This window comes from Methanothrix sp., assembly GCF_016706325.1.
GTDB lineage: Archaea > Halobacteriota > Methanosarcinia > Methanotrichales > Methanotrichaceae > Methanothrix.
On record NZ_JADJJX010000002.1, the window covers coordinates 315,475 to 329,609 of the forward strand.

General features: G+C 53.7%; 12 protein-coding genes. 8 read left to right on the forward strand and 4 right to left on the reverse strand.

The genetic code is table 11. The features are described from left to right. Window positions 1-214 precede the first annotated feature (214 nt). The 5 genes from IPI63_RS11230 to IPI63_RS11255 all read left to right on the forward strand — a co-directional run bounded on the left by IPI63_RS11230 (window position 215) and on the right by IPI63_RS11255 (window position 7,448). On the forward strand, window positions 215-715 hold the full coding sequence (locus IPI63_RS11230) for a hypothetical protein (protein ID WP_214065129.1): 501 nt from the start codon (window positions 215-217) through the stop codon (window positions 713-715). A gap of 56 nt (window positions 716-771) precedes the next feature. Next, entirely contained in the window at window positions 772-2,178 is a 1,407-nt protein-coding gene (locus IPI63_RS11235) for a dihydrolipoyl dehydrogenase (protein WP_292478473.1), read from the forward strand. After that, window positions 2,175-3,146, forward strand: a complete 972-nt coding sequence (locus tag IPI63_RS11240; protein ID WP_292478475.1) for a radical SAM protein — start codon at window positions 2,175-2,177, stop codon at window positions 3,144-3,146. Before IPI63_RS11235 ends, IPI63_RS11240 begins: the two co-directional genes overlap by 4 nt. A 2,354-nt stretch (window positions 3,147-5,500) precedes the next feature. Next, window positions 5,501-6,517 (forward strand): S-methyl-5-thioribose-1-phosphate isomerase, encoded by a 1,017-nt coding sequence (mtnA, locus tag IPI63_RS11250; protein WP_214065125.1) that lies wholly within the window; start codon window positions 5,501-5,503, stop codon window positions 6,515-6,517. 85 nt (window positions 6,518-6,602) lie between these two features. Further along, window positions 6,603-7,448 (forward strand): MTAP family purine nucleoside phosphorylase, encoded by an 846-nt coding sequence (locus IPI63_RS11255; RefSeq protein WP_292478478.1) that lies wholly within the window; start codon window positions 6,603-6,605, stop codon window positions 7,446-7,448. Window positions 7,449-7,481: 33 nt separating this feature from the next. On the opposite strand, the gene IPI63_RS11260 is transcribed toward IPI63_RS11255, so the two are convergent. From IPI63_RS11260 to IPI63_RS11275, 4 genes are all read right to left on the reverse strand, one after another. Further along, window positions 7,482-7,880, reverse strand: coding sequence for a PKD domain-containing protein (locus IPI63_RS11260; RefSeq protein ID WP_292478479.1), 399 nt, complete (start codon window positions 7,878-7,880; stop codon window positions 7,482-7,484). Window positions 7,881-8,082: 202 nt separating this feature from the next. Then, on the reverse strand, window positions 8,083-8,712 hold the full coding sequence (locus IPI63_RS11265) for a 30S ribosomal protein S3ae (protein WP_214065122.1): 630 nt from the start codon (window positions 8,710-8,712) through the stop codon (window positions 8,083-8,085). Window positions 8,713-8,929: 217 nt separating this feature from the next. Beyond that, the gene (locus IPI63_RS11270) at window positions 8,930-9,205 is read right to left on the reverse strand and encodes a protease inhibitor I42 family protein (protein ID WP_292478481.1); all 276 of its coding nucleotides are present in this window, start codon (window positions 9,203-9,205) and stop codon (window positions 8,930-8,932) included. A gap of 45 nt (window positions 9,206-9,250) precedes the next feature. After that, window positions 9,251-10,162 (reverse strand): C1 family peptidase, encoded by a 912-nt coding sequence (locus IPI63_RS11275; protein ID WP_214065120.1) that lies wholly within the window; start codon window positions 10,160-10,162, stop codon window positions 9,251-9,253. A 260-nt stretch (window positions 10,163-10,422) separates the two neighbouring features. Here IPI63_RS11275 and IPI63_RS11280 point away from each other — a divergent pair, with 260 nt between their 5' ends. From IPI63_RS11280 to IPI63_RS11290, 3 genes are read left to right on the forward strand one after another with little or no spacing between them, the layout of a single operon-like run. Then, complete coding sequence (locus IPI63_RS11280; protein ID WP_292478483.1) at window positions 10,423-10,635, forward strand: cation transporter; 213 nt, start codon at window positions 10,423-10,425, stop codon at window positions 10,633-10,635. 18 nt (window positions 10,636-10,653) lie between these two features. After that, window positions 10,654-11,199: a hypothetical protein gene (locus tag IPI63_RS11285; RefSeq protein ID WP_292478484.1), complete on the forward strand. Its 546-nt coding sequence runs from the start codon at window positions 10,654-10,656 to the stop codon at window positions 11,197-11,199. A gap of 17 nt (window positions 11,200-11,216) precedes the next feature. Next, window positions 11,217-14,075, forward strand: coding sequence for a lipopolysaccharide assembly protein LapB (locus IPI63_RS11290; RefSeq protein WP_292478486.1), 2,859 nt, complete (start codon window positions 11,217-11,219; stop codon window positions 14,073-14,075). Window positions 14,076-14,135: the final 60 nt, after the last annotated feature.

Consider the following 14,135-nt stretch of genomic DNA (forward strand, 5'->3'; position numbering starts at 1 on the left):
CTCCCATCCAGTCTGACCTCCCATCCAGTCTGACCTCCCATCCAGTCTGACCTCCCATCCAGTCTGACCTCCCATCCAGTCTGACCTCCCATCCAGTCTGATCTCTCATCCAGTCTGACCTCCCATCCAGACTGACCTCATCCAGACTGACCCGGATTTATACTAACCTTAGGTTACTATTATATACTTAGACGTAGCCACATAGTGGCTTGAAATGAGAACTGATTACATCGGCCGCCTGGATGAGGCAAGATCCCTGGCGGACATATTCGAGGTGGTAAAGGCCCTGGTAGAAAAGAGCATGGGCAAATGTAGGGGCGGATTGATGCTGGGCATGGCAAACCTGGGAAATGATCCCCAGGGCTTTCTGGGTGGCTTCTTCACCACAGGCTCCAATGTCATTGTCCTGAACAAGATACCACTGCAGAGGATTATGGAGACCCGCCCCGAGCTTTACAAGCCCTATGCATTCCATGTTCTCCTGCATGAGTACATCCACTCCCTGGGCTATCTGGACGAGTCTGAGGTGAAGAGAATGGTCTATCGGATCAGCAGGGAGGCTCTGGGCGAGGAGCATCTGGCAACCCAGATCGCAGCCAGCACATCTGGGTTCATCAAGCATCTCACCTATCCCCATGTATCCTGGAAGGCGGACGATGAGGGAATCGAGCTGGTGGCGGGCTTCGACCGCTCCAGCACCTCCTATATCGCTTAGATTGGCTCATATTTTTAAGCGATCAGCGCCATTTAGTATCCGATATCATGAACAGCATGGAAAAATTTGATCTCATAGTCATCGGCTCGGGCGCTGGGGCACTGGTGGCAGCTCAAGCAGCTCGCGCGGGAAGAAGGACGGCATTGGTAGACCAGGGCCCGATGGGCGGGACCTGCCTGAACAACGGCTGCATTCCCTCCAAGATGCTCATCCATCCGGCGGACATGATCAGGAGCATCCAGGAGGCGGGGGCGGTGGGGGTGCACGCCAGGATCGATAAAATCGATTTTCCTATGATCATGAGAAGGATGCATCAGGTGGTGGATGGGGGGCGGGCTCATATGGAAGAGACCATCAGCTCCAGGAGCAATCTCACCTATTATAATGAGAAGGCAGAGTTCATCGAGGATTATATCCTTAAGGTGGGATCGAAGACCCTCACCGCCCCCCAGTTTGTCATCGCCAGCGGTTCTCGCTCCCTTGTTCCGCCCATCCCCGGCCTGGAGGAATCGGGATATCTGGACAATGTATCTCTTCTGGAGCTGAAAGAGCCCCCCAAAAGCCTGATCATCATTGGAGGAGGCTATATTGGCTGCGAGTACGGCCACTTCTTCTCTGCCATGGGAACTGAGGTCACCATCCTGGGGCGTGGCCCCCGGCTCCTGGGCAACGAGGATCCGGAGGTCTCAGAACGGCTGCATGAGAGCCTCTCCCGCTACTGCCGGGTCCTCACCGGCCATGAGGTCCTGATGGTCGAGAGAAGCGGGAAAGGCAAGGTCGTCTCGGCAAGAGAGGCCAAAGATGGCCAGATCAAGCAGTTTGAGGGGGAGGAGGTCCTCCTTGCCGCTGGCCGCCGCTCCAATTCCGATCTTCTCCATCCAGAGGGGACAGGGGTGGAGACCGACCGGGGAGGATGGATCAAGGTGGATGAATACCTGAGGACCAGCAAGGAGGGCATCTGGGCTCTGGGCGATGCCACTGGCAAGCACATGTTCCGCCACACCGCCAACTATGAGGCCCGCACTGTGGCCCACAACATCCTCCAGGCGAAGGATGAGTCCGGCTGGATAGCAGCAGACTACCATGCTGTTCCTTATGCTGTATTCTCCCATCCTACTGTGGCCGGTGTGGGCATGAAGGAGGAGGAGGCAGCAGCCAAAGGCCTGAAGGTGCTGGTGGAAAGGGCGAAGTATACCGATTCGGCCAAGGGAGTGGCCATGGCTGAGGAACAGGGCTTTGTCAAGATGATCCTGGAGGAGGAGACAGGAAAGATCCTGGGGGCGAGGATCATCGGCTCCTCCGCTCCGGAGCTGATCCAGCAGGTGGTATATCTGATGAACACCGACCGCCAGGACCTGGCAACTGCAATGAGCTCTCAGATCATCCATCCCACCATCAATGAGGTTTTGGGAAGGGTTTTCGCCAGGCTGGAGCGCTCCCTTGTCCGAGAACCATTATCATGAGATCGTTCTCCCCCCGGCTGGCGGCCAGGGCTCTGTGGCAGATGAGAGTCAGAAGAAGGCCCTATGTCCTCTCCCATGGGGTCAACGCCCGCTGCAACCTCAGATGCTCCTTTTGCCAGTACTGGAAGCATCCCGCAGGGGAGATGAGCCAAAAGGAGATCTTCAGGATGCTGGATGAGGCAAGCTCCTTTGGCATTGGAGTCTATAATGCCTGGACCGTCGAGCCCCTGCTGCGGGAGGATCTGCCCCGGATTTTAAGATACGCCAAATCCCGCGGCCTCATCACCAGCCTGGTCACCAACGGCCTTCTCCTGGCCAGAAGGGCGGATGAGCTTTCTGATCTTGATTATCTCTCCGTCTCTGTGGACGGTATCAGGAGCTACAAAGAGCTGCGGGGGGTGGAGCTGGAAAACATCCTGGCCGGGATCAGGGCGGCAAAGAGGGCGGGCCACGAGATTCTGATCAACTGTGTTATAAGCAGCAAAAATGTGAGCGAGCTGGAGGATCTGGTCCATCTGGCAGAGAGGCTTGGCACCTGGATCTCCTTTGAGCCATTGCATGAGTCTGCTGGGATCTCTGACTCCGTCTGGAGGGATCTGGGGATTCGGGATCGATCCGGATATGAAGAGGCAGTGAACGGATTGATGGATCTGAAGAGAGCTGGTGCACCGATCATCAACTCCCTGACCTACCTGGAGATGATATCCCATCTGCAGCCCCGGTTCAGGTGTCATGCCAGCGAGATCATCCTCCATGTTGCGTCCGACGGAAGCATCGAGAACTGCCGGGTGCACAGCCAGCCCCTGGCCAATGTGAAAGATGGATTAGCGGAGGCATGGCGGGCCTCAAAGAAGGGAAGGGAGGAGATCGCTGGATCCTGCCCAGGATGTCTGTTCTTCGGGTATGCGGAAAACAGCCTCCTATACGAGTTTGTGCCTGAGGTTTTGAGGCATTATGAGTGGATGTAGCTTCATGGAGAGAGCCATAGGAGCATGATGATAGGAGAATGATAGATCTGTCCAATTCAGGCAAGCTATCGTTTGCCCTTGACTATTGCCTCGACCTCGTCCATGAACTCGGGCTTTTTTCATCTCCTCCAATTCCTCGATCGTGAAAAATTCCTGCCATTTCTTATAGGTCACTATCGAAACGGAACGCCCATTTCTGATGTCCTTCTCGATCTTTATCAGTCCGTCACGCTCCAGCCGCTTTTCGGAAGAGTAGACTTTGCCATGGGACCAGCTTATGGACTTTGCCAGCTCATAAGCTCATATATACTGTAACCGGAATGACTTTCTATCCATTGATAAAGCTCCTAATCAACAGCCTCGGCCAGCTCAGGACGCCTTCGAACGTTAATTGTGGGCTCCGGGATGGGTAGTTCTTCCCCTCCGGCCTAGAGACGGGATTCTTTTGCCTTTTTCATGAGCCCCTCAATCTCGTCTTCAGTCTCGCGGCGGCGACAATGCTGGGAGCACATTCATCAAGAGCTAAACCGACATCTGTGTAGTCTTAAATGTTTTCGGGACTACACATTGTTATTTGGGTGAACCGCACCTCATTTGCCCTGGGATTGAGTCCAAGTATAATTATATAAATTCGCCTGCTTATAAGCAGTGTGAGTATAGCGATCCAGAAAAAGGCTTCAATCACTTGCGGATTAGTCGCAGGAACCACATCTAGCTCATACTTGCTATTGAGTTCCTTGAACAATATCTCAATTTCCCATCAGGCACCCACTATTCAATAGCCATGGTTGCCGTCTCCCCGGCCAAGCTGGCGGCATAAACAATCGAAAAAGGGATGACACGGATAGGATGGGGCAAAGGATATCCCCGCATCAACTCCCGAAGGTATGAGCTATCCAGTCCGCCATCTCGTCCCTGACTCTCCGGAAGGCGAGAAGCTGTTTCCCCTTTGATCCCGTAGCTGCCGTCGGATTCTCAAAAATTCTGTTCATGACCTCTGGCCTTCGGCAAGTTGCTGGGAAGCTCAAGCCTGGTGCTGCATTTGGGGCAGGCCTCCCTGGCCCGGGCGCAGCATGCCAAGACGTCATTTGAGATACAAAAACTATAATTATCATATGATACAACTTTGGCCAAAAACAAAGTGATCGCATTTATGCGATTTTGCAGAAAAATCGTTATCGGGAAAATTGACAAGAGTTAGAGGTTACACATGCGGGATGTGGGCTATAAAAGATAAGACATAATTTTAATTAATTATGCCTCCAAGTTCCCTTTTCATATCTAAACGCTAAGTTTAATATGAGGGTAACAATCAAGAAGATCCAAGCTACGGAATATGTTGCACCAATATACCAATAAATTGTACAGGTTATTAAAAATATCATAAAATATTTAAATGTGGTTCTTGTTGATGTAACATGCGTTTTATATTCGTGGTTCAACATCACATCCCATGCCCAATAGAAAAAATATATTATTGGAAAAATGGCTAAATAAAGCAAAGTATTACTCCTGGTGTATATGAGTGCTGCATATAAAAATACGATTGCGAGGTCCATGAAGAACCGCCTCGATCCCCCGATGCCAATCTTAAATGGATATTGCTCCATTGTTTTATGATAGCCGATCCAACTCAGTATGATTGAAATGTATGCAACAAATAGGGCGAAATTGGAAATGGTAAATATATAATTGGAAATGGTAAGGATATTGACCCAACTATTAGGAATTGTTATATTCGTGTCGATACCAAAAACGGTAGGGATACTCAATCCAAATACAACGCCAAAGACAATATCAACTAGAGATACCAAACGATCAGATAATTTTTTTTCCAATGAAAGACTATCAAGTTCTGTCATCTTTGTACGCTTCCCCACAATACACACTAATGCTATTTAATGCTACGGGAGCGCGGAGGGTCACGAATTCTCCATCCTTTAGGTTGGGGATGAAGTGAACCCTCGCCTGGATTTCATGTTTTATTGAGATCGATTAGCAGGGCCATCGTGCAATCGAATGCAGATACGCAATTATTCTTATGATCATATCCAGGAAGCCGGAGCTTCAGTTGTTTCTGAAATCCGGCCAACCTGGGCGCGCGGCCCGAAGCATACCCCATCCCTTTAGGATGGGATGGCCGCGTGCAGTTTAATTTTATGAGTCTTTAATAATTGCATCTCGGCGGAATCAAAGTCTCCGGCAGCTTTTGGGCAGAAAGTCATCTCAGACCGACTGACAGTTATGGCTTCCGCTCAACCGCCCGTCCGGCTCCCTTCCGCCTCCTTCACCAAAGCCAGGTCAAGCAAAAAATAATAATATCAGTATGACTATTATCTATTGGTGAACTTCCTTTGCATTCGACCGAGCCCAGAACCATCTGGTGGGACGAAGGCCTCTGGCTTATCGATCAGACCCAGCTTCCTGAGAGGTACATTCCCCTGAAGATCGAGAGCATAAGGCAACTGGTGGCCGCCATCAAGTCCCTGTCCGTTCGCGGTGCCCCGGCTCTGGGTGCCGCCGGGGCCTACAGCATCGCCCTGGCCGCTGAGAGATCCCATGCCGGCAACGCTTTTGATATGATCGCCGAGCTGGAGGTGGCCGCTGATATGATCCGCCGCTCCCGGCCCACAGCAATCAACCTCTCCTGGGGGGTGGACAGAGCCCTGCGGGAGGCATCGGAGGGAGAGAGCATCGATGAGATCCGCGAGAGGGCCTTGAGGTCGGCAGAAGAGATCGCAGAAGAGGATATTCGCATCAATCATGCCATCGGACGGAATGGAGCAAAGCTCCTGGAGGATGGAGAGACCATCCTCACCCATTGCAATGCCGGAAGGCTGGCCTGCGTGGGCTGGGGAACTGCTCTGGGAGTTGTGCGCTCTGCAGCAGAATTGGGGAAGAGGGTCCAGGTATTCGCCTGCGAGACCCGCCCTCTGCACCAAGGCTCCCGCCTGACCGCCTGGGAGCTGAAGGAGGATGGAATACCTGTAACCCTTATCTGCGAGAGCATGTCCGGCAGCCTGATGCGCAAAGCCAGGATCGATAAGGTCATCGTGGGCGCTGACCGGATCACCAGGGATGCGGTCTTCAATAAGATCGGGACATATAATCATGCCGTCCTGGCCAAACACCATAAGATTCCCTTCTATGTGGCTGCACCCCTTTCCACCTTCGACCGGATGAACGGAGAAGAGGAGATCATCATAGAGGAACGGGATCCGGAGGAGATCTGCACATTGGGTGGAGTGCGCCTCGCCCCCCTGGGGGTCGACGTCTACAATCCGGCATTCGACGCCACTCCCCTGGATCTGGTCTCTGCCCTGATAACTGAGAAGGGTGTCTTCCGCCCTCCCCTCATGCCCCCGATATAGGCTCTATCCTGGCGAGCTGGCGGGGCTGTAACCGGAGTAGATCCGATACGGAAAGGTAGTTCAAGCTTGAAGAGCAGCTCATCTCATGGATGCAGAAATCGCAGTCATCGGTGGAGTGGGCTTCACCTTAGAGGGGGTAGCCGATGAAGTGGAGACCGCTTACGGCCCCGTTCCTGCCTTCCGCAGCAGGATAAAAAACCAAAGGCTCGCTTTCATCCCCCGCCATGGCACTGGACACCTGCCGCCCCATAGGATAGACTACCGGGCCATCATCTCTGCTGCCAGGAAGACCGGCGCTAAATGGGTCATATCAGTCAACAGCGTGGGGGGGATGGCATCCCAGCCTGTGGGGAGCATCTTTTTCCCCTATGACTTTGTCGAGTTCACCAAATGCCGGCTCAACACATTCTTCGAGGATCGAGCAGTGCATATCGACCTGAGGGAGCCCTATTGCCCCCATCTCAGAGGCCATCTTCTCGCTGCTGCCCAGTCGCTTGATCTGAAGACCTCAGAGGGGGTCTATGTCTGCGCTGAGGGTCCCCATCTGGAGTCGCCCGCCCAGATCAGAATGATGCGCCAGTTCGGGGATGTGGTGGGGATGACCGGATATCCAGAGGTGGTCTTGGCCCGGGAGGCGGAGTTATGTTACGCCTCCATCTGCATTGTCACCAACCCAGCCGCCGGTATGGAGGAATCCGGTATGGAGGAATCCGGTATGGAGGAATCCGGTATGGAGGAATCTGATATGAATGAATCCGATATGAATGAATTCGGATCGAAGGGGAGGGGGGGCTTTTCTGCCAGCGATATCCCTGGGCGGGTGGCGAAGTGCCGCGAGGAGGTCCGGGAGGTGATATATCAAGCAGCACAGGGGCTGGAGGAAAAAGGGTCCTGCCATTGCAGGGAATCCCTATCCAGGGCTGCTCTCTGATGGCTGGCAGATATCAGCTCTTAAGGGATCTGTTCACATCACCTCAACCTGAACGCTCCCCTCTCCGGACCTTCCTCTCTCATCTGTCACCTTGAGGATGATGACATGCCTGCCCTTCTCCAGCTTTGCGGGATTGTACTTGAAGGAACGGCTGGTGGAGAGCCTTCCATTGATGCTTGAACTCCACTCATAGCTCAGCTTTCCTTCACCGCCCTCAGCAGAACCATCAAAGCTGATATCCTCTTTGCCTTGGATGATCTGTCCAGCGCCAGGTGAGGTGATGATCACTTTCATTTTCACCGGGCTGCCTGCTCCTGTCGGCTCCGAGGATCCGGCAAGGGCATCTCTTCCATTGCCACTGCTTTTCTCCTGTTCCATGCATCCTGAAAAGAGAAGGGCAAAGCAAATCACCAGTATGACGATCAACTTCATGTGATGTATGATGGCATTAATAGATTATATTTTTTTCTATAGAAGATTTTATAGTTGGAATAAAAGCAATGCTGGCTGTGGTACAGATGACGAATTCTCAGGCCAGCGCGCGCCCCTCTCGCCAATGGCAAGAAAGGCGCCGAGCTGATGCAGAAGGCTCCAATTGGTGAACTCAGGTGAGCTTTGATGGGATCTGGCAGGTTTAAGAGGCCGATGGTGCTGCGGGCGGGACCGGCCCAGAGCCAGAGAGTGCAGGCTCAGTCCTGATCTCAGTCTTTCGCACCTCTACCCTTCTCAGGGGGTAGATCATTTTAGCTTCCTTATAAATGTCCAGGGAGATCTTTCCACCCACAACATCCTGAATGAGCTGGTTCAGGTCCAGGTTCTTTGACCTCTCCACAACCACATTCTTTGAGAGATCCCTGATGCACTTGACCTGGTTGGCCCGGGCCCTCTTCACTGTAAAGCAACTGGGCTTGATCCGGACGGTGTAGCCGTCGGTGGTGGTTACGTCTACTGTGGTGTCGATGCGAGAGGTTCTCCTCTTGACCAGTGAGCGCACATAATCTGTGGTCATCTCATGGCCCAGGAATTTGGTGTATGCTGAGTCGCCAGCCACCCGATCCACTCTGAACTTGAGCTTGGTGTTCTGCTTGGAGAAGTTGTTTGTGAGGTCTCCCAGGGTGGTCTCAATGATCCTCCCCACAATTCTCTCAGGATCGTTGGCGATCGTCTCCCCAAAGGGAACTCTGCCGAACATCTCCGGGCTTACAATCTTATACCATTGTTTGGCCTTTCTGCTATCAGCCTTTCTCTGTGATCTTCTAGCCAATAAACATCCTCCGAGATAATATCAGTCCGAGCTTCGTTCAAGCTCACTATATTTAAACCGATCGCCTAAGAGCCCCTCATCCCGAGGATGGCACCTCCAGGAACAGCGTCTCTCAGGGTCAGTATTCCACCAGGGTGGTATTCCTCAAATGGCGCTCTTTCCAGCGCAGCATTTCATTTATTCAGCCATCTTCGATGCCATTCCCTCCGACTGTATTTCATTTTGCGATCTCGACCGGAATTGATCTCTCCTCCAGGGGGCTGCTCTCCCATGCCCTCTTGCGAACCATAGTGATCTCCGTCTTTCCCGCCTTGATCGGAAGGAAGGTGAATATCTCCATTCCACCAGCACCGACCGATTTTTCATCAAATGCCTTAAAATCCTTTTTTTTCAGATCCAGAAAGGCGCTATCGAATATCGCCTCCCAGACATATCCGGTAGTGGGGTTCGACTCCAGCGACAGCATAAAATCCTCATTCAGTCTCACATTCATCGGATCACCAGAAGGGATGAAGACAAAAAAGAAATGTTCTTTCCATTATTCAAACTCGAACTGCCCGGAATCGACCCAGGATCCCTTTATGAGCGTCCACCAGTCGTCTGCCAGACCGGTCAGGACATAGTCGTATGGCAGCCAACCATATCCACGATCGCCCCAGGATACCCCCCAGGAGTTTCTGATCCTCAGAGCACCAGTGGTCTCTGCGCCACAATTGTTGTTCTTGATCTTTATCTTATCATCATAGCCCATGGCGACGATGGCATGGCCACCCATGACCCTTTCATTCTTGCAGGGATAGGGGATCTTGCCGGTCTTTGCAGCCTGATTGATCGAGTTATAAACAGTGAATCCGAAGATCGCAGGAATGCCCGCAGCCAAATTCGTCTTGATGCTGGCAAGAAGCTTTGTGGGCGAGGTTCTGGGTGGGTCGAGGTTCACATACTTGAGGGCTTTGTAATTGTCTGCAAAACCGAAGAGGAAGGCAGAGGGCTCTTCATCGAACTTCGGTATATCATATGGCCAGTACCTCTCTGGAGGGACGCCAAATAACACCATTGCCCCCATGGTGGTACGGATATAAGCGCCGGTATCTCCTGTCTCCTGCATCAGGTTTCTCGTCACCTTATAAAGGAACAGCCTGGAGGCGTCGATATGGTTTCCGAATGCCCTTCTCTCGAAGTACTCAAAGACCCCCACGCCAGCATTGGCAGTGCACGAGCCCAGCTCTCCTTGATCCTCAATGGGCGAGCACCATTTCTCGAGATTAACCGATGCGGGCAGAGTGGAAACCGCCGCTTTGTCAAGCTTGAGGGGGGCGAGAATATCTGCGACCTCGCTGCTCAGGAGGGTATAATCCCTTAAATCAGGAAGCTCAGGACGCCAGCCCGTCCCCTTTATATTTTCTCCTTCCTTCGGCTCCATTCCTAAATCCGTTAGCAGTATAGCCATTGCTTTTTCACCATCACAGTATTTAGATATTATCACTCATTACTATTTAAATATTTCGAATTGTAGAGGTATCTCGCGCGTAGATATCTGCAAAGAGGCAGAGCAAATGATTGTGCTGATATCTCTTGATCTTTACTGTTGAAGGCTCCTCCATACGGATTGGCATTCAACCATCAGCCTCGTGGCTGAGAAATTATATATCGCATCCGGCTATATCAAGCATGATGGCCTATTATGATACAGTTAGGCGTACTCTGATAATGATATTAACGCTAAATCTATCAGTAGCCCTTCTAAAAGGCAGCTACGGCCTTCTCACCAATTCCCTGAGCATGAGCGCAGACGGCCTGCATTCCCTCTTTGATAGCAGCTCCAACATCATCGGATTGGTGGGAATCACCTTGGCCTTGAGCCCTGGGACGAGGCTGCCCGGGCAGAAAATGAGAAGGTATCAAACATCCACCAACGGATGAATCGCTGAGGTTGAGCAAATGAAAAAGGATATTTTGATTGAGGTTTGGGAGACGGGCACTGCCGCCACCAAAGCCTTTGAATTTAATTTAGCAGTGGAGGGTGAGGTGGTCATGAGCAGAAGGCTCACTCCAGTCCAGACTCTGGAGATCAGGGAGATATCTGCTCAGTATTCCTCATTATTTGCTGGCGGCGAAAGAGGGAAAAATGGCTATCTTCATCTCCTGGGCGAGAGCCTATTCCGCCTCTTTATTCAGCCTGAATGGCAGCAGATAAGCACAAAGATCCCATCTGGGGGGCGGCTGCTGGTGGCATCGAGCATCCCCGAGGTTCTGCAACTCCCCTGGGAGCTTCTCCTCCTTCCTGATGGCAAGGCTCAAACCGCGGGCCTATTCAAGGATTTTGCTGTTCTCCGCCTGCCGGTGCAAAGAGCCCGTCCCTCTTCCTCATCCTCCTCTCAACCATCCTCCTCTCAACCATCCTCCTCTCAATCATCCCTCTCTCAACCATCCTCCTCTCAATCGTCCCCTCTCAACCATCCCCCTTCCTTCCCTCTCATGAGCTGAGAGCCGGTCCCCTGAGAATGCTCTTTTTATCCACCGATCCCCAGCATTTTGAGGAGGAGGATCTGTCTCTTCTCCGGGCGGTGCAGGGACTGGACATTCGTCTGCAGATAGGAGAGACCGCATCCTTCGAGGAGCTCAAGGAGAGCATCAAGTCCCTCCAGCCTCACCTGGTATATCTCTCTGGGGAGGCAAATCTCTCCGCCGGCGCCTCTGGAAGGGAGGCGGGCTTCGCCTTCATGGATCCTGCAGGCAAGCCCGATATGCGGTCGGCAGAGGAGATAGCCCGTGCTCTGGAGGGGGGCGGAGTGGAGTGCATCATCCTCGGCGGGGGGAGAAGGGGGCCCGATCCAGCCCGGGATCTTCTCTGCCAGAGGCTGGCGGAGGATCTGTCTGTGGCAGTGGCCTGGAATGGCTCCTTTGCCCCTCAGGGGATCATCTCCCCGCTTTCACAGGGCCTGGCGGTGCATGAAGCCATTTGGGGCAGGGGTCGGGAGATGCTGAAGAAAATCCTGGGAGGAGATGAGGATGGAAAGGAGGGAGCGATACAGGCATATCCTTTCATCTATCTCGTCCGGGAACCAAGAGGCCTCTTTGATCCCCACAAGGAGAGAGAGGAGGAAGAGGCAGGATATCAAATGCTTCCCCCTATGCCAGGGATGACAGAAGGGCATGCAGGTGGATTTGTCAATAGAAGACGGGATCTGCACCGCCTCTATCCCGATCTGAGGCAGGGTATATCAAACACTCTTATAATCACTGGCGAGCCTGGCAGAGGAAAGAGCGCTCTTGCCAATCGCCTGGCCAGAATGCTTGCCGCCTCCGGCTATCTTGTGATTCCGCTTGGGGGAAGCATCCATAACCCCATAACCTCGGCCCGGATATTGGAGGCGGCAGGCCGGCAGTTGGCGGCAGCAAGTGAGCTTCAGGGGCGGGAGAGAGCGAATGGGCTCTTGGATTCAGCATTGTCTGCCGGCGAGAGGCTGGCTGCCCTGATGGAGCTTCTCCGCTCCAACCGCATCCTCATGCTCTGGGATGACCTCGGCCTGGAGGAGGGGACGGGCATGATCTCCGATCCCCATCTGGGCGAGCTTTTTCAGCAAATGGTCAAGGGCCTGCGTTCCAGCCGGGCGATCATCACCTGCTCTGAGGCCCCGGCGGACGTTCCCATTCTCCCCCGCCTGGCCAGGAGCTGGAGGCTGGATATGCTCTCCCAGGCGGCCTTCCTGCGGTTCGTCCTCCAGGATAGGGCGACAGGCGAAAGATACCGCAATGGTGAGCTCTCTTTTGATGCTCTGGCCGACCTTTACGCCCAATACAAGAGAGATCCCTCTGGGCTGGAGCAGATCCGCAGTGCTCTGGCAGAAGGTCTGCCCTCCGGGGGCGATCCCCTATCCTGGCTCCTTGAGAGCCTAAGCCCTGAATCGCTTCTTACACTGCAGAGGATGGCGGTCTATGATGTGGCCATGAGCGCGGAGGGATTGGCCGCTGCAGCTATGAGCAGCCCTGAGAGGATAATTGAGAGCCTGCCCCTCTGGGAGGGGCTGTCGCTCTGCCATAAGGCCGGTGAGCTGTGGGCAGTTCATTCCTCCGCCCGCGCCGCCCTTCGAGAGGGGCTGAGCCTGGAGGAGAGGAGGGATGCTCATAAGAGGGCGGGAGCATTTCTGGAAGAGATGGCGGAGGCAGGTCGCAGCCAGGACTTATCATTGCTCCGCCTCGATGCCCTCCTGGAGGCGCGGGGACATTATCTGGAGGGCGGCGACCTGGCAGAGGCGAGGAGGGTGACCTTCAGGATCAGCAGCTATCTGGACCGGCGGGGATACCACAGCGAGCTGATCAGATTGAACCGGGAGATAGCAGAGCGGGAGGAGGAAGAGGGGAAAGAGCAGGGGGATGGGCCGGAACCGGATACGATGAACTGGATCGCCCAGGCCTATTCCAACCAGATGGATCTGGAGAATGCTGTCCGGTGGTACAGAAGAGCACTGGATATCGCCCCCAATGCCATCAGCTATCAGGGTCTGGGAATGATCAATCTCAGCCAGGGCGAGTACGATCAGGCAGAGGAGAATCTGCATAAAGCGGAGCAATTCTATCTGAGCCGGAATGACCGGCAGGGGAGGGCAGCAGTTCTGCAGGCTCTGGCCTCAATCGATATGGCACAGAAGAGCGGCTCAGCAGCCAAAGAGAAGCTGGAGAGGGCTGCCCGGATCCTGGAGGAGCTGGGAGATAAGATGGGTGAGGCGGCAGTTTTGCAGAAGATGGCGGGCATTGATATGATGCGGCGCCATTTCGATTCTGCCCGGCCCAGCCTGGCCAGATCCCTGCAGCTGGCAAGAGAGATGGGCGACCGGTCGGGGGAAGCTGTTCTGCTCTTCAATCTGGCTGATCTTGACCGGGAGACGGGAGAGCTGGCCCGGGCAGCTGGGGAGCTGGATCAAGCTCTGGCCATCACCCGGGAGCTGGGCGACAGCAAAGGCACTGCTGCCAGCCTGCACGGCCTGGGAATGATCTTCTCTCAGGCGGGGGAGAAGGAGAAGGCAGCAGAGCATTTCCGCGAGGCCTTGAGCACCTATCAGGAGTTAGAGGACAAGCCGGGCGAGGCTGGAGCCCTCTTCCAGCTCGGCGCCCTGGCGGTGCAGATGGACAGGATAGGGGAAGGGCTCCGCCTCATGGCTCTATCTGCAGTGGTCTTGAGAAGCATCAATAGCGATGAGGTCAAGAGCATCGAGCCGGTGGTGGAGCGGCTGGCCTCGCAGCTCAACTACAGCCAGGATCAGTTTGTAGCTATGCTCCAGGAGGTCATGCATAGCTATGTTAAAGACAGGGGCATGGGGCTGGTGAAGAGGACCTTTGAAGATAAAGGGAGTATCAAATGACCCAGAGCAAATAGAGGCAAACGATAACTATCAAACGATAACTATCAAATGATAACTATC